Raw genomic sequence first — 21,115 nt, forward strand, 5'->3', positions numbered from 1 at the left:
TACTGTGTTTTGTAACCTTCGTGATCTGAGAAAAAAATAAATTTTTATAGGAATAATAAAAAGGCGGCCGTGAGCGAGGGGACGGCATGCTGGGTGAGCATGGTGCGAAGCGATTTCATGGCGCGGTGGATGGTGTTACGAAGGATCTGATATTTCAATCCGGTCAGTTCCTCGATCTGCTCGTAGGTCAGTTTTTGGTAAAATTTCAGGAAAATGAGTTCCTGCTGCCGCGCGGGTAGCGACCTTACTGCCTTCTGCACGGCCTGATGCATTTCCTCGGCCGAATCTGTCGTGACAACATCTTCCACATCCTCTATGGGGTCGCAAAGGCGCAGATCGGTGCGGACATTTTTCAGGATCAACCGCCTGAGCGATGCCATGAAATAGAATTTTACCGATTTCGGCGCTGACAAGGTGTGGCGGCTGTTCCAAATCACCAGAAACAATTCCTGCACCGCATCTTTCACAACTGCCCGTTCGTAGACGACCGACAAACCATACCGCAGCAGCCAGTCGGCGTGGCGGCTGTAAAAGTAGGCCAGTGCCCCGGCGTCATTTTCCCTCAAACGTTGCCACCAGTACTGATCATCGGATGCATTTTCTGCATCGCTCACGGGCGGGGAGTTGCGGCTTTCCCGGTCCTTTTCTGTAAGGTCATTTTGATATTCCAATCTGCTGGCTGGTTTGATCTAGTGCATTGCTTTCATGGTCAGGGAGTGATGCTGCCCGTTTTCCGGGTTTCTTCAAATTCTTTTACCGCCTTTTGGACAACAGGAATATCGCTCTGAGCTAATTTTTTGACGGTTTCGAGCACCTCGGGGGATTGCTTGGTGCTGTGTTTTAATGCAGCGAGGATCTTGACGGACATCCAGGGATTGTCCGCATGCAGGTCTGCTGCCAGGGTATTGTAAAAGCTTTCCGAGAGCCGGGCTGCGGGTCGTAATCTGGTTAGTATCTCCACGCGCTCGGGTTGTTTCTTGTTTTTGTAAATCGTTGCGAGCCGGTCCTGTAATACGGGCTGCGCGAGATCCAGCTGCTGTAATGCATTGAGCGAGACTGCGCGCAGGGCAGGGTTCGTGGAATCGGCCAGACCGCCCAGTACCAGCGATTCGGTGAATGCATTTTGAGGCAGGTTACCCTGCGCGAACATATCGAGCAAAAAAGGCTGATACTTTTCGCGCTGCGCCTGTAATGCTTTTTCCAGGTGGTTTTTTTCGGTCAATCGGGCGGCTGTAAGTTTGGCAAGCTGTTCTTTTTCTCCCATATGGATCAAATGCCAGAGGGTATGTGTGGTATAAACGGCCTTTTCAACCGCCGCCTGCGCGATTTCGTGTTTTGTAGCGCCGCTTACCACATCCACGCTGTCTTCTTTTTTTTCGTCTACCAGCTCGCTCAGCGAATATTCCCGCAAAGGCGACCAGTCGTCGTTCAAAATCGACATTAGTCTCCGGTAATCGAAGGTGGAAAAGTCGCTGTGATCGGTTTTGGTCAAAGGTTCTTTAAACACTTCCAGTCCGGCAAAATCACCCGTCCCGTCCCAGTAAATACCGACGTCAATAGGGCGGCAATCGCCCGTGAGGCATACCTCGGTGGCAATGCGCCGGTACCAGTAAATGATACCGTCCGGGGTAGTAAATTCCCGGACGGCAAAGGGTTCCATATGGTCGTCGTTGATGCTCGCTGAGAACGCTTCTGTGTTCAGAGTCAATTTTTCCAACTCGGGAGTTCTATAATATGTTCTTTCCACCAGCTGCCCGAAAGTCAGCGTGGTGGAAAGCAGGAAAAGCAACGTTATCAGTCGTTTTTTTAGCATTGATACTAGATTTCTACTTCCTTTTTCAATGCCTTCACAGGTTGCGGGTAGGAGAGTCCGGCCACGTATTTCTGCCAGTCTTGCGGCTTGTAGTCCCAGTTTTTTCCCGTGAGTTCTTTGAGTTCGCTGAGTGCGAAGGTTTTATAGTTGTAATGCAGGTCGCCGAGGTAAGCTTGCAAAAGTTCGTATCCTTTTTTGCTTCCGCACCGCGCCATAGCCGCCGCCACACTGATTTCGAGCGAGCCGCCATAAACCCTCCACCTTACCTTTTCATAGGTTGAAGTAACAAAACCGCCGACATTCGGGTCTTTCAATACGTTTTCAAACCCGCTGATTAATGAAGGATCAGGCAGACGTTCAGCATATACCGCGAGGCTGATGATCCGGTTGTGGAACGGGACGAATTTAATATCGATCCGCTCATTAAAGTAATCGCTGGTGCGAGGTACCATTCCGCCACCGGAGGCTGTTTTATCAAGAATGTGCCTGATTTTCGCCGTCTCCGAGCCGCTACCCGACATGCCCAGCAGTGCGATGTTCTGATTGATCTTCCAGAATAATCCTTCCAGCTTGTTTTTCGGGCGACCGCGGATGTTGTCGTAGTCGTCGATATACCCCTTTGGATATCCGTCTTCCTGTTCCAGCTCAAACAAATTGGCAAGTTCCTCGCCGATCAGCGTATTGCCTTCCGCATCGCCAAACCAGGCCAGCATTTTGGCGAGCAGCAACTTTCCCTCTTTGCGATCGGTCTTTGCAAAACGTTCCTTGATCAGCGGGAGGATCAGCGATTTTTCCACCCGGCTGCATTCGTATAAATATTCAGAGGCGCCGGATTCGAGCTGCTGCACGCGGCGCTCTATTTCGGCTTTGTCGGCACGGAGGTCTCCTGGTTTTTTACTCAAATATTCGGCCGGAAGGTATCCCAGCGAAACCCATTCTTTCTGCAATGTGCTGACACTGTAATCTCTCGGGCGAACCTTTTTCCAGGCCACATCCGCTGCGATTTGCCCGGTCAGATAGCCGAGTACGAGCAAATCGGCAGTCATCCGGGTGAATTGCAGCGCATTGCGGCTTTGTCCGAAACCACGTCCGGATATCAGTAATCCATCGAGCTTTTTGGGAACAATGGAACGGTATGGAATCTCAACGGTAATATCATTGGAGTGGGGCAGCAGGAAACCGCATTTGCTGTACTCTGAGGAAGCCACATTATGCGGGTCAAAATCACTGCTCGCCAGCGCCAGCACATCTTCAAAATGCCTTTTTTCAACACAGTCGATCAGGTCGATGTTGTGAATGCCGTCGATACGCCGCGATTCCCGGACGGTCATGAACGGGTGGAAGTCGTAGCAATGCGCCTCGTAATGCGAGATAAAAAGTCCGCGCTGTTGTTCGGAGACTTTCCGGTTGTCGAGAATGTCGTAATCACGGTTGGTAGCCGAAGGTAGTTTTCCCGCGCCGGCAATATCCCACTGACTATAATTTTGGGTAAAACCAATGCGCGAATCGCCGATCTGGAAGCTTGCGCCCGCCATCGCAGCTACATCGCCGTCGCCGGTTGCATCAATGGTGACGTCGGCAAGTACCAGTTCCAGCTGCCCGTGGCGGCACACGACCACGCCTTTTACTGTATTGTCTTTGGTAACAGCCTCGCACAAAATCGCCGAGGTCAGGAACTGCCCGCCCTTGTCCACAACCGACCGCAGGTGATAAATCTGCCGCCCGATTTTTTTGTTCATATTGGCTTCCAGAGCAAGTCTTTCCGCCTCTTCATTTTGTTTTTTGAAAAACACATTATCCTTCACGCCGTGGTAATAGCCCATTACGCCGCCCATGGTTTTGGTGCCGCCGAGGTCATTGAAATAATCGACTACAATGGTATCAGCGCCTTTTTCCACGGAGCCGGCCGCTGCGAGTGCCCCGGCAGTACCTCCGCCGGCGACGATCACCTGCGTTTGCTTTCTGGAAACGACCGCGTCCATCCAGTCCAGATGTACAGCTTGAAGCGGGACGTTAAAGCCCGGTTCGTCCACTTCTTCGAACTTCACCTTCTTGATATCCAGTTTTTTACCCGGAAGGATCAGGTTTTGCGGAGCTGCGTTCTGCGACGGGATCTTGACTTTGTCTACCAATGCCTGCGCATTTTTCTCGAGGGCTAAAAGTGAAGAAGCAGAAATCGTGGCCGCATTGCTGTCCAGTACGTAATGTCCGTTCAGAGAGGTGGTCGGTACTGCATTGTCGGCCATGGTGAGAGAGGCTTCGAGTGCATATTGCTGGATTTGAGCGGTGGAAAAGCCCGCACCCAGCGTTTTTATTTTAGTGCCGAGCTGCGTCGCGATCTGCCTGCCTTTGTGCTCTATTTCTTCCAGTTTATCGGTATCGACTGCATATTCAAATGCAAGAAATGCGTGATCGTCCGAGAGTTTTCCCGGATATACTGTCAGCTTATTTCCATCCAATCCAAAGGATGGATCGGTTCTGATCTCTTTGAAGGCAGGTTTGCTTACCTTATTGATCTCCATTACAAAACCCGCTTTCTGCACTTTCAGCGACTTTCCTGCCAGCCTTCTGCTAAACAAAAGCTGGTCGGATGCGTCAATAAAGGCTTTGCAGGGCACTGAAAAAACGCCTTGTTTGGTAGCGAGCAGCACGCCGCTCACCTGACCTTTGCTTTCGAACAAACCACAGGTATCGGTCATCAGCAGCATGTCCACTTTCCCCAGCAGCAGGTTTCGTACCATTCCTTTACGGATACTGCCTTTAAAAAGCGCGATGTGATCGCCGAGCTGACTTTTTCCTTTGCCGGTACCTTTTGTGTTCTTGATTTCCATCTGTTCCTGCTCGGGCAAGAGCAGTTCCTGCAAGTCGGGACGCAATGTATCAAATCCCTGCGCATCCAGCCAGAGCCGGCTTTTTGCTGCCAGCTCGAACCCCGGGCTCGATCGTTTTTCCACGATTAGTACCTTCTTTCCTTTCGAAGCAGCATGTAACGCGGCAAAATAACCCGAAAGCCCCGCTCCGTTGATTACAATATCGTAATGTCCGACCGCATTCTTGCCGTCGAACTGCCGGCCGATCTCGGCCATTGCCTGCTCGCTGAGTAACGAGCTGGTCAGTAAAACTGCGCCGGTGGCTGGTAATGTCAGATTTAGAAATTTACGCCTGTCCATTTTTAAGGTTTTTGACTTGTCCGGGACAAGTGGTTAAGGTTTTAGTTCTTCAATTGTCTTTTGCAGGTCGGCAATGTACACGCCCCTGTTATTGTCGTCGTAGCCATTGAAAATCACGTACCGGCCGGTGCGGTCCCAGGTAGGGTGGGCGTCCATCCGGAAGGAATTGTCTTTTACGCTCGGTACCCTCACATTCGCAAGAAGGATCTCCTTGCCGGTCTTCGTATTCATCAGGCGGATAGGCACGATCCCATCTCCTTTTGCCACACTTTTTTCGTGGTTATAAGCGTCGGTAATGATCAGCGGGAGTCCTTTCGGATGAAAACTGGGGTGGCCGGAGCCTGGTGAGAACACGGTTTTTATTTCGGAGCCGTCGTATCTGGCAGTGATCAGTTCGAGGCCGTTTTTGGTGCTATCCACTTCCAGGTTCATGGAAAAATGGTCGCCGTCGGGCATCCAGGCCATATGGTGCCCGCCTTTTGAATATTGCTTCGTGGTAATCGCCGTGCGGATTTCGGTACCGTCCGGCCTGATCGTGATGAGCGCTACTTTTCTGGGGCCGCCCGTTTTCGGTTTAATGATCAGACAGGTCATCAGCCGGGTGCCCTGCGCATTCCACATGGCCTTAAATGTGTAGATCTCGTAGTTCTCCGGGTCGTCGATGCCGATTTTCGGTGTTGCTTCGTCAAAAATCCGTTTAATGGACGCAATCATTTTGGTTTCGCCCGTTTTTACATCCGTTACAAAAAGGCCATCGTTATTAACCACGCCAGAATTTTTGCTGCGGAATTTCTCAGGGAGAATTACCCCGTAACCAGACTGTGCATTCACTGAGTTGATCATATTGTGGCTTGCCGTCTGTTTTCCGTCGGGCGTAACCATGAATGTCGCGCCTTCCCATTTCCGGGAAGTTTTGCGGATCGGATCGTGCAGGATCGTGTAGGCTTTCCAGGTACTCGTATCTACCTGATTGTAAAATAATTCGTGATCGGTAGCACCCCACTGCACGTTCGCGCCGACCTGCATTTCCCAGCCGAACGAACGTTCAATGACGGTTTCCTTCCCAGTTGCAATATCGATCAATACTACTTCACCCATATCGCCAGCTTCGGGATAATGGTCCTCGAAAGGGATGCGGAACAAGGCAATGTATTTACCCGACGGGCTGATAGGCGAGGTATCGTGAAAACGGTGAATGATCTTGCCCGAAGCTACTTTCCGGATCGGAATGCCGGCCGCACCGCCGGGGGCATTTTGTTCCGGATAAATCATCCCCGAAAACGCAGCTGCCAGCGTGCAGATCAATAAGATTACCAAACAGTTTTTCATAAATAATATAGCGATTTGGCTTGCTTAGTAACCCTCATTTTGTTTCAGTTTTGGATTTGCATCCGTGTCCGATTGCGGGAATGGGAACAGTACGTGAAATGGCTGGATCTTCGGGTTCCGGTTGAAGCTGGTTTCGGCCTTTACGGCGTCGAGCAGCCTGCCTGTACGCAGCAGGTCAAACCGTCGTTTATTCTCGAAGGTCAGTTCCAGGCGTCGTTCCAGCCATACCGCTTCTTTGAAAGTCTGGTAAGTCAGGCCGGCGAGTGCGGTGAGTTTCGCTCTCGTTCTTACTTTGTTCAGTGCGGCATAGGCTTCGGCAGTTGGTCCGTTGTTGACTTCATTTAAAGCTTCTGCATAAAGTAAAAGCAAATCGGAGTAGCGCAGGACTGGAATGCTGGTTCCTTCGCCCCCGCTGGTTTTCGCCGTTTTATCCCACAATTTTTGAAATGCAACGGCTTTTGTAAAATCCGGATTCGTGACCGACAGCTCGGTGGTAGTACCATTGTAGGTATAGGAGGTCAGAAACGTAACCGGTTTTCTGGCATCCCCGGCTGGATAAAGATCAAACAAACTTTGGGTTGGGCGGGCAATACCGCTGCCGCCGCTCGGGTAAATGAGCGCGCCTCTCACACCGTATCCTCTGCCATGGCCGTGCCCCCGAACATCTGTAAGGTATTGAACTTCAAATACATTCTCTTTGCCGCCTCTGGCCGAAAGCGCAAATGCATCGGCAAAATTGGCGTGAAGGTCATACACACCGGAGTCGATCACCTGTTTGAGTTTTGCAGCCGCCTGTGCCCAGTGGGGAGACTGGCGATCGGTACCGGCCATGGTGATATACACATAAGCAAGCATTCCCATTGCAGCACCTTTTGTAGCGCGGCCCACATCGGTCGCAGGGTAGGTCACGGGAAGCACATTTTCAGCGGCAGTCAGGTCGTCAATAATCAATTTGTATACATCCTGAACAGAAGCTTTTTCCACTTCGAGGCCTTCGAGTGATGCAGTTTCGGATGTGACAATCGGTACGCCGCCGTACCATCTCACCAGATTGAAATAATGCAGTGCCCGCAAAAACCGTGCTTCGGCGATATAGCGGGTTTTCAAGCCTTCATCCATGGTAATTCCCGGCAGCCTGTCAATCACAATATTCGACCGGTTGATACCGCGGAAGCTGCCTGCGTATTGGGCGATGAAGGAGTTGGCCGTCGTGATTTCGTAACGCCAGAGCTGCGGACGGTCGGCGGCACCCGTAAGGAACGGGATGGCGTCGTCGGTCGTCACCAGGTCGGCAAACGGATCGAGGTTGCCGATGGCGGCGTAACAGGCGCCTAATGCAGCTTTGGCGTCTTCGGCAGTTTTATAGTAGGTTGCATTTGTCAGGTTGGTGACGGGCGTCAGGTCGAGCTTGCTTTCGCAGGACATCGTCAGCAGGGCAGGAATCAGATATATGAGGTAACGTTTCATGGGTTTTGAATTTTAGAATGTCAGATTCAGTCCTACAAGAATGGTTTTGGCAGCAGGATACCCGCCGTAGTCGATACCCTGGCTCAGTGAAGAGCTTCCATACCGGTTCACTTCCGGATCGTAGCCGGTGTATTTGGTGAGCGTGAACAGGTTTTGTGCGGCAACGTAGATTTTGGCCTGCTGCGACCGCAGTTTGCTGCGCCATTGCTGGGGCAGGTTATAGCCCAGCGAGATGTTCTTGAACCTCAAATAAGAACCGTCTTCCACATGCAAAGTCGACAAGAGCCGTGAGCCGCCGGCGGCATTGGCGCGGGGGATGGTATTACTTGGGTTGCCAGGCGTCCAGCGGTCAAGTACCCGGGCCGACTGGTTATTACCGCCTGTAAAATTCAGCTGGTCGAACGAACCGTAATTCAGGATTTCATTACCATAAGATCCCTGAACGAAGACATTGAACTCAAAACCCTTGTAAGACACCGTGTTATTGATCCCTCCGAAAAAGTCAGGATTGGCGCTGCCGAGGATGTCGCGGTCGTTGTCATTGATGGCGCCGTTGCCGTTGCGGTCTACGTAGCGGATATCACCCGGCTTGGCTGTTTTCTGTGCCGAGTTGTCGATTTCCCCCTGGTTTTGGAAAATCCCGTCCATCACCAACCCGAAATAGTTACCCAGCTCGCTTCCAACGCGAAGCAGGATGGGGTTTTGGGAAGTGTTGGAGATCGTCGCGTCAGAGCCGGTCCGGAATTCCTGGCGACCGTCGAGGGTCAGGATTTTGTTCCGGTTGAATGTAATGTTGAATTCAGAACTCCACCTCAGACCGCCTTTGTCGACGTTAATGGTATTGAGCGCCAGTTCCAGCCCTTTGTTCTGCACGCTGCCAATGTTTTTGAGTGTTGTTGAAAACCCTGACGAAGTAGGTACGCTCACGTCGAAAAGCAGGTCGGATGTCTTTTTGTAATAATAATCGGCGGAAATACTGATCCTGTTGCGGAACAGGCCCAGGTCAAGGCCAATGTCGAATTGTGCGTTTCTCTCCCATCTGAGGTCAGGATTGCCGATACTTGCCGTGGCCGAACCGGTGTTCAGTACACCGCCGATCACGTATGGAGCGGCGCTGATGTTGGCCAGATATCTGTAATTACCGATTTCCTGATTACCCGACAATCCGTAGCTGGTACGCAGCTTTGCCTCGGTAAACGCAGTAATGTTGCTGAACCACTTCTCATTATGCAGCTTCCAGGCCAGCGCTCCCGATGGGAAAAAGCCTTGCTTGCGGTTGGGGCCAAATCTTGAGGAGCCGTCGCGGCGGCCGGTCAGGGTGAGTAAGAAACGATCGTCGTAGCCGTAGTTCACACGTGCCAGGTAGGAGATCAGCGCCCATTCACTGGCGGAGGAAGATGGGGCGATCAGCGTGGATCCGGCTTCCAGGTTGTTGTATTCGGCGAAATCGTCCGAGAATGTATTGGCTCTGGCGACAGCTTCTTCTGTCTTGATCTCCTGGATCGTGTAACCGATCAAAGCGCTGAATGAATTTTTAGGGTTAAAGGTTTTGGTGTAGTTCAATGTGTTCTCATTGAGCCAGTTGAGCCGCTGCCTCGTGGTCACCGCCGCGCTTCCCAGCGCACTGGCGCCTACAAGCGCGTTCCTGGTGACATAATAGTTGAAGCGGGAAGCCTGTACGTCGGCCCCGATGCTGCTTCTGAGGTTCAGCCCTTCCATAATTTTGATGTCGACAAAAGAGTTGGCGAGTAACCTGATTGCCGTGGTTCTGTTTGTAAACTCATTCAATAGCGCCAGCGGATTGTCGGCACCGAGCCCATTCAATTGTCCCTGGTTTTTGTAGTAGGTGCCGTCGTTATTGTATTGTTTGAACGTGGGGGAATAGTTGAGCGCTGCACTGATCACGCCCGTGTAAGCGAGGTTGCCCGTAGGTTCTGTCTGCGCGTCGTTATTCTGTGTATAGGCTCCCTGAAAAGTAAGACCGACCTTGATCCGTGACGAAACATCCGAGTCAATGTTCGATCGCAACGTATACCGTTTGAAGTTGGAGTTTTTGATAATACCTCCCTGGTCATAATAGCCAAAGGAGATCGCATACCTTGATTTTTCAGAGCCGCCCGAGATACCGAGCTGGTGATTCTGGATGGGCGCATTCCGGATGATGGCATCCTGCCAGTCGGTTCCTTCGCCGATTGCCGAGGGTAACGGTCTGTCGGCGGTGGAACCGTCGAAATAGGGGGTGCCTCCATTGTTAACCTGTGCATCGTTCACAAACTCGGCAAATTGCTGTCCGTTCAGCAAGGGTATTTTGCGGCGTACAGACTGAATTCCATAATATCCTTCATAGCTCACCACCGTTTTTCCGGCTTTGCCGTGTTTGGTAGTGACCATCACCACGCCATTGGAACCCCTAGAACCGTAAATGGCTGTTGCCGAAGCGTCTTTGAGGATTTCAATGGATTCGATGTCGTTTGGGTTGATGGAGTTCAGGTTATCTGTAGGAAATCCGTCGACCACGTAAAGCGGGTCATTACTGGCATTGACGGAACCCGAACCGCGGATACGGATCGTGGAGCTGCCGCCGGGTCTGGCTGAGTTACTTACTACCTGTACGCCTGCCGCACGGCCCTGCATGGCGCGGTCGAGTGACACTATGGGGGTTGCTTTGATATTTCCTTCGCCGATCTTGGATACCGCACCGGTCAGGTCACTTTTTTTAACGGTACCGTATCCCACTACCACCACTTCTTCGAGCGCCTTCGTATCAGCGGCCAGCTTAACCGAGAGGTTCGACTGGCTGGTTACTTCTATTTCTTTTGATAAATATCCGACAAACGAAAACACCAGTGATACGGGTAATGCGTTCAGTGTCAGTCTGTACTCACCCGACACGCTGGTGGCTGTGCCCTGCTGGGTACCTTTGACCATCACACTCACACCCGGCAAAGGTTCGCCCGCCTCATCGGTTACTTTACCAGAAATAGTCACATCCGCGCGTGCCTGGGCTGATGTACCAGTCGATTCTGTCTCATTTGCAGCTGTCTTGTTCAATCCGCCCGGCGATTCAGCTCCATCTTCAAAACCAGCCGTTTTGATCGTTCCGGATGCAGGTCTACTGGCGCTGCTGCTCCGGTCGACGATCAGATACGAGCTTTTGTTTACCTTTTTGTAAGTCAGGCCCAGCGGAGTAAGCATTTCGTCCAGGTTCTTTTCTACATTCCATTGTTTGTTGATGCGAAAGTTGGGTACCTGCACACCGTTTGTGGCCTGCGAGTCGAAAAGAATATCGATCCGAAAGTGATGTTTCAGCTCGTTGAGCGCATCTTTCAGCAAGAGCGTTTTAGCGGGACGCTGCGCATTCGTTTTGTCTTGCTTTGTCTGGTTTATAGCCAGCGCCTGGGCACCTGCCGGGACAGAAATCAGCAAATGGAGAAAGAGGAGAGCTCCCCAAATGGTAGCCGGGTAGTAATGTCTGGACATGATGGGTTAAGTTGATTAGGGACAGTTTGGGTATGGGAGGCGGTCGTACATACCAGGTATCGGCCGCTTTTTTTAATGGTCTGTAAAAAGCACTTTGTTATTTTCCCGGCTTACCGAGAGGTCGAGTACCTCCGCGATCGATTGTAAAAATTCGTCGATGGTACGTCCTTTAAAAGACCCCATCAGTTGCCGGTTGGCGATCGCCTGGTTACTGAAAGTCACTTCTAGTCCATAGGTTTCCTGAAGCTGATAGCCCATTTCTTCCAGGGTAGTTTCGTCGAACACGAAGCGTTTGTTTTCCCACTCAGAGTAAGTTTCAGGTGCTTCCGTGCGGGTTATTTCCATGGGCCGGTCTTTTTTGAGCTTCACTACATCCCCGGGTTTCATCACGAGTTCCTTCTCCTTGGCAGCTTCCTTGTAATGCAGTTTCACTTTTCCGTTGGTGAGTACCACTTTGGACCCGAATTTTCGCGCCGACATTGTAAATTCGGTGCCTAATACCTCCACAGTAAAGTTTTCGGGCGTATTGACGATGAATTTCTGGTGATTTTTAAGGTGTTCTACGTCAAAGCTCGCGTCGCCTTTCAGGAAAACCTCTCTTTTCGTTTCTCCAAAATTCCAGCGGGACAGCTTCAATACCGAGTTCCCGTTTAGCTTCACTTTGCTGCCGTCGCTGAGCTCAAAAGTTTCAATCTCTCCGTAACCGGTTTTGTACGAGATATAAGTGATTGTATCCCGGTTGTACCAGGCCAGTCCGAGTGCGATCGCGATCACCGCGGCGATTTTTCCGGCGTGGTAATTGGTCCAGTTTGCCAGCTTCTCATAGAAGCTTATGTGCTCCTCAGGCCTTGCGGATTCCTCTTGTTCAACGATTGAAAAAAAATTTTCCAGCGCTATCTCGCTTGGCGCATCGTATTGAAGGTGGTTTCGTTCCCATTCTTCCAGCCATTGATAATAAAGCTCTTCGTTGTCCCTGTCTGTCAGCCAGTTTTCAATGGCAGTGCGTTGCAGCGGAGAAGTTTTGTTTGCAAAATGGTCGAATATGAGCCTCTTGCTGATTGTTGGTTTCATATTAAATCCAATGTTCTTTTAATCCGTGGCGCAACGAAAGCAGCGCCCGGCTGATGTGTACTTCTACCGTTTTAATAGATATGCCCAGCTCGTCTGCGATCTCCTGATACTTTTTTTCCTCAAAACGGCTCATCAGGAAAATCTTACGGCACTGAGGCGGAAGGTTTTGTACAAGCCGCTCCACATGGTTCAGGATTTCTTCATACTGCGTGATCATGTCCGGCAGCTGGCCGTTGCTGGATACGTGGCCTGCAGCGACTTCCAGTTGTTCCGTCGGCTGAAATTCCAGCCTGATATAATTATAGGCCTCATTCCTCACGGAGCGGAATAAATAAAAGCGGTAAGAGGTAGTGATTTTTTCGTACGACCGGGATTTCCATAGTTTGCAAAAAACCTCGCTGACAATATCCTGAGCTACCGTATCTGAATATACGAAGCGCGCGGCGTGACTGCACAGTACTTTGTGGTAGCGTTTGAACAACAATTCAAAACCGTGTTTCGGACTTTTTTCAAAACCATTCCGGATCATCCATTCACTATCGATCGGACCGTCGGTCTGAGCCGGCCTGGGTCCGAGGTTCAACACTTTGTCTGACTCAATGTTCTTCCCGGGGGAATTGTGTGGCAGGTTATCAGTCATAAGGAGCAGGACAGATTTTTCTTTGAACCGGTCCATAATATACAAGACAACTTCTGAGAAAATGCCCCTTAGTCCAATCAGGATTTTTTTTAAAAAAAATGTGAAAAATTTTTGCTGAGTGGGTGTGTATTGAAATCCTGTCGGCCGCCGTACCGCTAGGCGCATTGCCTGTTTGGTTGATCGGGTTTCAGATAAAAGGGCATAGCACGTCCGAAAAGACAAAAGCAGGTAGGAAAGGGAAGGCGGATATTCCACACGAAGGTACCATTGTAGGTGATTAACCCCACGGCTATCGCCATATCAATTTTGAGTGCCAACTTACCGAAGAATCATCCTAAACTTCCTGATCCTTTTTAGCAATGCGTCGCGGAGGTTATGGCTTAACGCCACACTCTTTCCCTTGATCCCGATATGCCCTTCGCCTACTTCGTCCATTTGCGTAAGATTCACCAGATAGGAGCGGTGGACCCGCGCAAAAACACTGGCCGGAAGCTTGTCTTCCATCACTTTCAGGGTGGCGGTCAGCAAGTATTCTTTGTTCGCCGTGAAGAGGCGGCAGTAGTTGCGATCAGCTCTTCGCCCCGGGGCACAATTCCGCTCACTTCATATCCCAGCTTGCTAAGTTGCATGGCCATGTCGGCGGCGATGATCATATCGTCCTCAACAATGAGCAACTTCACGTCTGTTTTCATGGTATCCCTGTTTTTCAGGAGGTATGGGCCTTGCGTGGGAAAGGTCCGTCTGCATGTTGCTTTGACAAATGCAATATATGCAGGATTTAGGTCGGGCGGATGAGTTTTTTTGGCGATAGTATTCAACCACAGTGGTTTGGCCGTGGTTGGATACTATCGATAATTGCGCTGCATAAGGAGGATCTACTCCTCCAACAGTACAGCCATATCAGCTATGAGCCTGGCTGTACTCTCACTGGAAGTGCCGTCATAAATTCCACGGACATATTTGTTTTTATCGACCAGTACGAATGAGCCGCTGTGAATGAAACCTCCCGGCGCATCGGGGTCTGCCATTGCGCTAACCAGGTAATGCTTTTGACCAATTTCATAGATTTTTTCCCGGTCACCGGTAACGAACTGCCACATGTCGCCTTTCAGGCCCAGGTCTTCGGCATATTTTCCCAACACGGCAGGTGTATCATGTTCAGGGTCGATCGTATGCGAAAGGATGCTGATTTCAGGATTATCTTTGAAACGCTCCACAACCGTTAGCATGTTCGATTTCATGACAGGGCAGATCGTCGGGCACGTTGTGAAAAAGAAATCTGCCACATAAATCTTCCCCTCCATCTGCTTTTGGGTAAACACCTGATTTTTATGGTTGATAAAAGCATAGTCCGGAATTTTCGGATATTCCGTTACTTCCGTTTTTTTGCCATCTACGATTTTTACCACAATATCCGGCTCGCCCAGTATCGGCAGTTTTTTATGTTTGCACGCACCGATCATCAGCGCCAGTACGCATGCGATTAGATATTTCATAAATTTCTGTTTTCAATAAATTCCTTTGACTTTGATATTGCATCGAGCATCTGACCGTTTACCAGGTCCATCTTAGCGGTTTGATCAGCGATGTAGACATCCTGCTGATCTGCGTCAAGGTTTTCAAGGGTATCTGCCTTGTACTGGTGCATCCAGCCCATCATCGACTTATCTGCCCGGCCGAGTTGCTCGATCAGGATTTCTGCCTTCTGTTTTTGCTTTTGCAATTTCGGACCCGGACTTGCCGCATTCAAACTGTCCAGTTCATTTGCAATACTTGTTAGCCGCTTCTTAACGAGCATTATTTCATCCATTTTTACCATGATACTGTCGTGCAGGTTCATAAGCTGCTTCGCCTTCGGGTGTCCGTGATTGGCATGGGATGTATCGTGATGAGCAGTATGATTTTCACGCTTCTGGTTGCTGTTGCATGCGGTTATGGCGAGTGCGGCCATGATTAAAATCAAATATTGTTTCATAAAAAGTTGTTTAACCTGTTATTTAAATTAAAGTGAATTGCCAATCCCCGGATCGGAAAATCGGGTGTCCCGGACAAACTGCTCGTCGGAAAGTGTTTTCAGGAATGCAATCAGGCTTTGTTTTTCGGTCTGGGTTAACGCAATGCCTGGTTTTCCGTCGGACTGTACCAGGAGCGGGTCCAGCGTTTCCAGTTTTTGGACGTTGTTTGTGTAATGATCCAGCACTTCCTCCAATGTGTGGTAACGCCCGTCATGCATGTAAGGCGCAGTAAAACCCACATTACGAAGGCCCGGCACCTTGAATTTGTACGCGTCGGCATCCTTTCCCGTATTGGCTGCACGTCCCTGATCGTTATTCCGCATGGGCAAAAGGCCATTGTTCCGGAAACTGTTGTCAGTAAAAAGGACCCCCTGGTGGCAGGAGCTGCAATTTTTTTCAAAAACAGAAAGACCCTGTTTTTCCAGCGCATTGAGCGCATTCGCATCTCCGGCAAGGTAGTAGTCATACTTTGAACTGGCCGAAACCATCGTCATCATAAACTGTGACAGCGCCTTCATCATCCGTTCCGTATTGATTTCATCCGTTCCAAATGCATCCTTGAACATCCCGGGGTAATCGACCGGGATTTTTGACACCGGGCTGGGCGTTTTTCTTAACTTATCCAGCACGTTCAGTACTTTCTCATCCATTTCAACGGGGTTTTCGATTGGATTAAAAGGCACTAAATCCAGATCGTGCACACCGCCGTCCCAAAAAAAGGAAGTGTTCCATGCCATGTTCTGGATAGCAGGCGAGTTGCGGACACCCAACCGGTCGTCGACACCGTGGCTTAATTCATGGCCATGATGGGTAAATGCCGCTGCCTGCTGATGGCAGGTGCCGCACCCGATCAGGTTTGTTCTCGAAAGTATGCCGTCATAAAATAGGAACCGGCCCAGTCGCACACCTTCTTCGGTCAACGGGTTGCGGGACAAATCGTACACCGGATCGGGAAATCCTTTGGGTTTGGTCCAGACAATGGGTGTTGGGCCTGTCTTGTGGGGCAGGGGATCTTTCTGCTCAGCTGTACTGCAACAGATCAGCGAAAGCATTACCAGGAAAATAGCTCTGTTCATATCAAAAGCGTAAAACCCATTGACCTAGCGGATGCGGTCTAATGTGAACATGTTGACATAATTATCTGCCACCTGCTGCGATTTTGCGGGTTGGCCGGCCATAATGCTTTTGTATTCAGCAATGCGGATATTCGTAGCAGGGCCATCAAAAATTTTGAGGACATCGACCAGAAGGCGAACTTCGGGAACCTTGCTCTCGGTGACACTGGCTTTTGATTCCCCAAAACTCAGTTTTACAACGCGCGTGTTGTTGACCGTCCGCTCACTATACCCACCAAACAGACCGATATGGTAGTAAAATTTACCATTCACCGGGTTTCCCTTTGAAGAAGTACCTTCCAGTTTAGTGAAAATGTAGCCCGAATTCCAGGCCCAGTACATTCCGTCATCCATCATCGAACCCGATGGATCGAGCACGCCATACCGCTTTTCAATGGGGGCAGTATTTCGGGCACTGTCCACGCCCACCATAAATTCAGCCGCCGTGTAATCCCCGAAAGGTACATTGTTCAGCGTGACGAGTTGCGTCGCTGTGGTTCCCTCTTTGATCAGGAAGTAACTGGAATCCTGCGGAACGACATATACACTTCCGTCGGCCCTGGTCAGCTTGATGTTGGAAATGAAGTAATTGAATTTGGTAACCACAAAATCCTCATTTGACGCATTGTGGTAGGTAACATTGTTCAAAACCAGGTTTGTGTCGCCAACAACATTGTCAAATTCGATCCGGATCTTCCCGCCGGCGGGGACGTCGGGTTTGGGGCCTGGACTGGCAGGGGTGGAACACGAAGTTAACAGGATGACCAGGCAGGCTGCGAATGCAGCCGCGCAGTATTGATTGATACTTTTCATACAATATGAGGTTGGTCTCAGCAAATCATTGCCGGGAAAATGGATGTTTTAGTAAACTGTTAAGACAAGAAAAGAATGACAGGTTACTAAACGACTGGCGGGCGGAAGATGCTGCCGATCAGCAGGCGGTCGATAAACGGAGACTGATAACGATATTGCACCGCATCAGTAAAAAGAAAGGAAACTGGGGTGCATTCGAATGCATAACCGCTCCGGGTGTCCATCACCTGGTAGATCAGGCTGGCAATATAGTCATGCTCGGCCTGGCGCTCCTGCTGTTGATTGGCAGCAGCAAGCTTTTTGGCCAGGTAGCACTTCCCGTTACAATTAAGTATGGGCTTGTTCCTGTTCACACACAGCGTTTTGGCAATATATTCTTTCCGAAGTTCGTAATCCAGACAAACAAGCGGGATCAACCATGCTTTTACAAGCATTAGCATCAAAAGGCTCAGGCCAATCCACTGTTTATTGAAACTTATCAATTCGGAAGTATTTGAATAAATTATGCTGCTTTGAAGGATTTCCAAAGATAATAACGCACGTTTTAAAGTAAACGGGATAAGTGAATTTAAAAAGTAAAAAAAATGTCACAAAATCTATTTGGGTAAGACATACGGGTAAACTTTATGAATGTAACAAAGAAGATAGTCGTACCAGCTACACCTCACGATGCATTTAACTACTTCGTTTATGAACTGAATCAGTGGTGGCCGAAAGCGTATACCTGGTCGGGTGAAAAGCTGGTTGAAATCCGGATCAACCCGCAGGTCAACGGTCTGTGCACCGAGACAGGCCCATTTGGCTTTCGATGCGATTGGGGAAGGGTCACAGAATTTACGCAAAGCGTGAAATTGAGTTTTACCTGGCAGATCAGCCCAGCCCGGATTCCCGAACCGGATCCGGACAAAGCGAGCTTGGTAAGTATCCTTTTTACCAAATCCTTGTATGACGCAACCGATATTACGTTGATCCACAGTAATTTCGAAAAACATGGTGATGGTGCGTCCGGCTATGCCGAGGCCATGGATTCCGAGCAGGGCTGGCCAAAGATCCTGGATGCGTTCAAAGTATATTGTCGAAACCAATAACATCGGGCATGTTCAGCGAATTTTCAAAGGAACTTGAAGAACGAATGCGCTTTCTGGAAAACATAGACCGGCAAGACCGTACGGACGGGACTGCGAGGGAGCAGCGTTTGAGGCAAATCACCAGGGAAACAGGTCAGTTTCTATCATTGTTGCTGGTCAATGCGCCCGCCGGGGATATCATCGAAATCGGAACGAGCGCAGGCTATTCCACGGTATGGCTGGCTTTTGCTGCGAAGGAAACGGGTAGAAAGGTAAAAACCTTCGAGGTGTCGGCGGAAAAGGTTGCTCTCGCCCGCGAAACGTTCCGGATCGCGGGGCTGGAAGAATACATTGAGCTGATCCACAATGATTTCCTGGAAGAAGCAGATCGCCTGGGCGACATTGCATTTTGTTTTCTCGATGCAGAAAAAGAAATCTATCAGTCCTGCTTCGATGCGATTGCCGGGAAAATGGTCAGGAACGGTTTGATAGTGGCCGACAATGCAACAGATCAGTTTCAGGCTTTGAAACCCATGATCACCAATGCGCTCGCGGATCCGAGGTTTGACTGCCTCACCGTTCCGATCGGCAACGGCGAATTTATCTCTCGCAGAAAATAGCCGGTAATAGCAGTCGTTTCGTCAGGCTAAATTGTCGTTGGTCGAATTTTGCATTCCGGATTTTCGCAATACGTTATCTTGCAGGGTTCCAAGGCAGCATGGCTATGCTCAGTATTTCAACCAGTTACAGTCAGTTCAAGAGACTGCTGCGGCATCTTTTATTCTGGATTGCCTACTATTTGTACGACGGCCCGATCTCCTCCATTATCGAGGCTGATCCGTTGTCGCGTATTGTGATCGCGGCCATAGCCATGCCCGTCAAGATCGCGGCTACCTACTTTACCCTCTACCTGATGACGACAGTGTATCATGACAAAAGCAGGCCGGTCAGATTCTATGCCTATTTGTTTGCCTCAATCATTTTCTTTGGATTTATGCAGCGGGCAGTCAGTTACCACCTTATTTACCCCAAATACTATCCGCAGGCGCTCGATGTCCCGGTTTGGTATCTGCCCAAGGTCATCATCGAAACGTTCGGAGTCTATTCGGTGGTCGCGATTGTGGTGGTGTTACATGTAGGAAAGCAATGGTACAGCAGCCAGCAGGAAAAGCAGCAGTTGAAAAACGATAAGCTCGAAGCGGAACTGAAACTGTTGAAAGCCCAGATCCACCCGCATTTTTTGTTTAATACGCTCAATAACCTGTATTCACTTACGGTTACCAGGTCGGAAAAGGCCCCAGAAATCGTTCATAAACTTTCGGAGCTGCTGAGCTACATGCTTCATGACAGCAACAAGACCATTGTGCCGCTGCAAAAGGAAATCGATTACATTGAGAACTACATTACCCTGGAAAAGATCCGTTACGAAGACCGGCTGGACGTTTCACTGAATGTTTTCAATGCGATCAGACACATTCAAATTGCCCCTTTGCTAATCCTGCCTTTTGTAGAAAACAGTTTCAAGCACGGGTTTAGTAATGATATTGGAAAGGTTTGGGTCAATATTGATATCCTTACAAGTGATAACCAGCTCATTATCAAGGTGGAGAATAGTAAAAGTCAAACCCCTTCGGCTTACACAAACGAAGCATTGGGCGGTATCGGGCTGGTGAATGTCAGGAAACGGCTGGAACTGATCTATAAAGATCGTTATGAACTAAATATCATGGATGAAGAGACTTATCTGGTCATTTTGAAAATAGAAATATAGCGAAGATGAATTGCCTGGTAATTGACGACGAGCCGCTGGCTACCGAACTGATCTCCTCTTACATCGAACGTGTGGACGGCCTTCACCTGGCAAAATGCTGTTCCAATGCTGTGGAAGCACTTACATATCTCCATAGCACGCCAGCTGACCTGCTTTTTCTGGATATTCAGATGCCCAAAATAACGGGTATTGATCTGATCAAATCGTTGCCGGTCAAAACCAGGGTCATTTTCACAACAGCTTACCGCGATTATGCTATCGAAGCGTTTGATCTGGATGTGGTCGATTACCTCCTGAAACCAATCACTTTTGAAAGGTTTTTCAAAGCCATCAGCAAAGTGTATGGGTTTAAAGAGCCTGTATTTCAGCCAGGGGCGGAATATAAGTTGCTGCATGATTTCAATGAGTCCTACATCTACCTGCGTGCGGAGCGGGAAATGGTGAAGGTTTTTTTGAAAGACATTTTATACGTTGAAAGCCTCCGCGATTATGTCCGGGTGAAAACAACCAGTGGGCAGATCATTTCCTACAACAAGATCAGTTATCTGGAGCAAAAGCTCCCCGAAACCAAATTCAAGCGCGTGCACCGCTCCTTCATCGTCCCGCTCGACCAGATCGTGACCTTCACGCCGCAAAGCATCAAAGTAAGTGACTTCACCATTCCGATCGGCCGAAATTACAAGAATGAAACTTTAAAGGCGCTGACAAGGCATGATATCATGCAATCCTGATCCTGTTTTCGAGCCACGCCGCCTAACCCGACAAACGCCTTTTGTAAGGCAAAATAAATGTCTGTCGCACGAAACAAACGCTAGTCAAATTGCCGGTTTTTACATGCCGGTTTTGCATTGATTTGCATAAAAACACTGCACGCCTGTGCGTAAACATTGCAGCTATGGTAACCGTGGAACTACACATCAATGCGCGGAAAGTCAAAATCGACGTCGACCCCGATATGCCGCTCCTGTGGGCGATCCGTGATTTCGTGGGATTGACAGGGACCAAATATGGTTGCGGAATTGGTCAGTGTGGTGCTTGTACGGTCCATTTGGATGGTAATGCAACCCGCTCGTGTTCAGTGCCGGTTTCGGCAGTAGGCAACCAAAAGATCACGACCATAGAAGGCCTGTCAGAAAAAGGCGACCATCCGCTGCAGCTGGCCTGGCAACAGGAGGATGTTCCGCAATGCGGTTACTGCCAGGCGGGCCAGATCATGAACGCCGCTGCACTGCTTCGCGGGAATGCCAGGCCCACGGATATGGAAATAACCACGGCCATGTCGGGCAATATTTGCCGCTGTGGCACTTACCAGCGCATTCACAAGGCTATCAAAAAAGCTTCAACCATGCGTAACTAATACTGAA

At 49.6% G+C, this 21,115-nt stretch carries 20 protein-coding genes; 5 read left to right on the forward strand and 15 right to left on the reverse strand.

Annotated elements, in window-relative coordinates; translation table 11 throughout:
- Positions 1-44: 44 nt before the first annotated feature.
- From FXO21_RS19755 to FXO21_RS19820, 15 genes are all read right to left on the reverse strand, one after another.
- On the reverse strand, positions 45-671 hold the full coding sequence (locus FXO21_RS19755; RefSeq protein WP_192579265.1) for an RNA polymerase sigma factor: 627 nt from the start codon (positions 669-671) through the stop codon (positions 45-47).
- Positions 672-709: 38 nt separating this feature from the next.
- The gene (locus FXO21_RS19760) at positions 710-1,813 is read right to left on the reverse strand and encodes a hypothetical protein (RefSeq protein ID WP_149641704.1); all 1,104 of its coding nucleotides are present in this window, start codon (positions 1,811-1,813) and stop codon (positions 710-712) included.
- 5 nt (positions 1,814-1,818) lie between these two features.
- Complete coding sequence (locus FXO21_RS19765; RefSeq protein ID WP_149641705.1) at positions 1,819-4,983, reverse strand: FAD-dependent oxidoreductase; 3,165 nt, start codon at positions 4,981-4,983, stop codon at positions 1,819-1,821.
- A 33-nt stretch (positions 4,984-5,016) separates the two neighbouring features.
- Positions 5,017-6,312, reverse strand: coding sequence for a TolB-like translocation protein (locus FXO21_RS19770; protein ID WP_149641706.1), 1,296 nt, complete (start codon positions 6,310-6,312; stop codon positions 5,017-5,019).
- Between the two features lie 24 nt (positions 6,313-6,336).
- Entirely contained in the window at positions 6,337-7,779 is a 1,443-nt protein-coding gene (locus tag FXO21_RS19775; protein WP_149641707.1) for a RagB/SusD family nutrient uptake outer membrane protein, read from the reverse strand.
- A 12-nt stretch (positions 7,780-7,791) separates the two neighbouring features.
- Positions 7,792-11,259: a SusC/RagA family TonB-linked outer membrane protein gene (locus FXO21_RS19780; RefSeq protein WP_225865764.1), complete on the reverse strand. Its 3,468-nt coding sequence runs from the start codon at positions 11,257-11,259 to the stop codon at positions 7,792-7,794.
- Between the two features lie 72 nt (positions 11,260-11,331).
- A complete protein-coding gene (locus FXO21_RS19785) occupies positions 11,332-12,330 on the reverse strand; it encodes a FecR family protein (protein ID WP_149641708.1) in 999 nt (332 codons plus the stop codon).
- A 1-nt stretch (position 12,331) separates the two neighbouring features.
- Positions 12,332-12,970, reverse strand: a complete 639-nt coding sequence (locus FXO21_RS19790) for an RNA polymerase sigma-70 factor (RefSeq protein WP_149641709.1) — start codon at positions 12,968-12,970, stop codon at positions 12,332-12,334.
- A 318-nt stretch (positions 12,971-13,288) separates the two neighbouring features.
- The gene (locus FXO21_RS28995) at positions 13,289-13,498 is read right to left on the reverse strand and encodes a LytTR family transcriptional regulator DNA-binding domain-containing protein (protein WP_229245222.1); all 210 of its coding nucleotides are present in this window, start codon (positions 13,496-13,498) and stop codon (positions 13,289-13,291) included.
- Positions 13,492-13,662, reverse strand: a complete 171-nt coding sequence (locus FXO21_RS29000; protein ID WP_225865765.1) for a response regulator — start codon at positions 13,660-13,662, stop codon at positions 13,492-13,494. Before FXO21_RS29000 ends, FXO21_RS28995 begins: the two co-directional genes overlap by 7 nt.
- Before the next feature lie 183 nt (positions 13,663-13,845).
- Positions 13,846-14,466: an SCO family protein gene (locus tag FXO21_RS19800; RefSeq protein WP_149641710.1), complete on the reverse strand. Its 621-nt coding sequence runs from the start codon at positions 14,464-14,466 to the stop codon at positions 13,846-13,848.
- Entirely contained in the window at positions 14,463-14,945 is a 483-nt protein-coding gene (locus tag FXO21_RS19805) for a hypothetical protein (RefSeq protein WP_149641711.1), read from the reverse strand. The genes FXO21_RS19800 and FXO21_RS19805 overlap by 4 nt, the downstream gene beginning before the upstream one ends.
- A gap of 27 nt (positions 14,946-14,972) precedes the next feature.
- Complete coding sequence (locus FXO21_RS19810; RefSeq protein ID WP_149641712.1) at positions 14,973-16,061, reverse strand: cytochrome-c peroxidase; 1,089 nt, start codon at positions 16,059-16,061, stop codon at positions 14,973-14,975.
- A gap of 24 nt (positions 16,062-16,085) precedes the next feature.
- Positions 16,086-16,913, reverse strand: coding sequence for an MbnP family protein (locus FXO21_RS19815; protein WP_149641713.1), 828 nt, complete (start codon positions 16,911-16,913; stop codon positions 16,086-16,088).
- Between the two features lie 86 nt (positions 16,914-16,999).
- Positions 17,000-17,395, reverse strand: a complete 396-nt coding sequence (locus tag FXO21_RS19820; RefSeq protein WP_225865766.1) for a hypothetical protein — start codon at positions 17,393-17,395, stop codon at positions 17,000-17,002.
- A 144-nt stretch (positions 17,396-17,539) separates the two neighbouring features.
- On the opposite strand from FXO21_RS19820, the gene FXO21_RS19825 reads away from it, so the two are divergent.
- The 5 genes from FXO21_RS19825 (at position 17,540) to FXO21_RS19845 (ending at position 21,108) form a co-directional block, all read left to right on the forward strand.
- Positions 17,540-18,001: an SRPBCC family protein gene (locus FXO21_RS19825; protein WP_149641714.1), complete on the forward strand. Its 462-nt coding sequence runs from the start codon at positions 17,540-17,542 to the stop codon at positions 17,999-18,001.
- 8 nt (positions 18,002-18,009) lie between these two features.
- Complete coding sequence (locus tag FXO21_RS19830) at positions 18,010-18,600, forward strand: O-methyltransferase (RefSeq protein WP_149641715.1); 591 nt, start codon at positions 18,010-18,012, stop codon at positions 18,598-18,600.
- Between the two features lie 104 nt (positions 18,601-18,704).
- The gene (locus FXO21_RS19835; protein WP_192579267.1) at positions 18,705-19,751 is read left to right on the forward strand and encodes a sensor histidine kinase; all 1,047 of its coding nucleotides are present in this window, start codon (positions 18,705-18,707) and stop codon (positions 19,749-19,751) included.
- A gap of 5 nt (positions 19,752-19,756) precedes the next feature.
- Positions 19,757-20,482, forward strand: a complete 726-nt coding sequence (locus FXO21_RS19840) for a LytR/AlgR family response regulator transcription factor (protein WP_149641717.1) — start codon at positions 19,757-19,759, stop codon at positions 20,480-20,482.
- Between the two features lie 164 nt (positions 20,483-20,646).
- Positions 20,647-21,108, forward strand: coding sequence for a (2Fe-2S)-binding protein (locus FXO21_RS19845; RefSeq protein WP_149641718.1), 462 nt, complete (start codon positions 20,647-20,649; stop codon positions 21,106-21,108).
- The last annotated feature ends 7 nt before the right edge of the window (positions 21,109-21,115 follow it).

This window comes from Dyadobacter sp. UC 10, assembly GCF_008369915.1.
Lineage (GTDB): Bacteria > Bacteroidota > Bacteroidia > Cytophagales > Spirosomataceae > Dyadobacter.

Excerpts from the sequence above, each read along its gene's own strand:
- FXO21_RS19810 (WP_149641712.1), bottom strand. The coding sequence starts at position 16,061 with ATGAACAGAGCTATTTTCCTGGTAATGCTTTCGCTGATCTGTTGCAGT.
- FXO21_RS19840 (WP_149641717.1), top strand. The coding sequence starts at position 19,757 with ATGAATTGCCTGGTAATTGACGACGAGCCGCTGGCTACCGAACTGATC.
- FXO21_RS19815 (WP_149641713.1), bottom strand. The coding sequence starts at position 16,913 with ATGAAAAGTATCAATCAATACTGCGCGGCTGCATTCGCAGCCTGCCTG.
- FXO21_RS19845 (WP_149641718.1), top strand. The coding sequence starts at position 20,647 with ATGGTAACCGTGGAACTACACATCAATGCGCGGAAAGTCAAAATCGAC.
- FXO21_RS19780 (WP_225865764.1), bottom strand. The coding sequence starts at position 11,259 with ATGTCCAGACATTACTACCCGGCTACCATTTGGGGAGCTCTCCTCTTT.
- FXO21_RS19775 (WP_149641707.1), bottom strand. The coding sequence starts at position 7,779 with ATGAAACGTTACCTCATATATCTGATTCCTGCCCTGCTGACGATGTCC.
- FXO21_RS19785 (WP_149641708.1), bottom strand. The coding sequence starts at position 12,330 with ATGAAACCAACAATCAGCAAGAGGCTCATATTCGACCATTTTGCAAAC.
- FXO21_RS19800 (WP_149641710.1), bottom strand. The coding sequence starts at position 14,466 with ATGAAATATCTAATCGCATGCGTACTGGCGCTGATGATCGGTGCGTGC.
- FXO21_RS19825 (WP_149641714.1), top strand. The coding sequence starts at position 17,540 with ATGAATGTAACAAAGAAGATAGTCGTACCAGCTACACCTCACGATGCA.
- FXO21_RS19765 (WP_149641705.1), bottom strand. The coding sequence starts at position 4,983 with ATGGACAGGCGTAAATTTCTAAATCTGACATTACCAGCCACCGGCGCA.
- FXO21_RS19770 (WP_149641706.1), bottom strand. The coding sequence starts at position 6,312 with ATGAAAAACTGTTTGGTAATCTTATTGATCTGCACGCTGGCAGCTGCG.
- FXO21_RS19830 (WP_149641715.1), top strand. The coding sequence starts at position 18,010 with ATGTTCAGCGAATTTTCAAAGGAACTTGAAGAACGAATGCGCTTTCTG.
- FXO21_RS19790 (WP_149641709.1), bottom strand. The coding sequence starts at position 12,970 with ATGACTGATAACCTGCCACACAATTCCCCCGGGAAGAACATTGAGTCA.
- FXO21_RS29000 (WP_225865765.1), bottom strand. The coding sequence starts at position 13,662 with ATGAAAACAGACGTGAAGTTGCTCATTGTTGAGGACGATATGATCATC.
- FXO21_RS19835 (WP_192579267.1), top strand. The coding sequence starts at position 18,705 with ATGCTCAGTATTTCAACCAGTTACAGTCAGTTCAAGAGACTGCTGCGG.
- FXO21_RS19760 (WP_149641704.1), bottom strand. The coding sequence starts at position 1,813 with ATGCTAAAAAAACGACTGATAACGTTGCTTTTCCTGCTTTCCACCACG.
- FXO21_RS19805 (WP_149641711.1), bottom strand. The coding sequence starts at position 14,945 with ATGAAACAATATTTGATTTTAATCATGGCCGCACTCGCCATAACCGCA.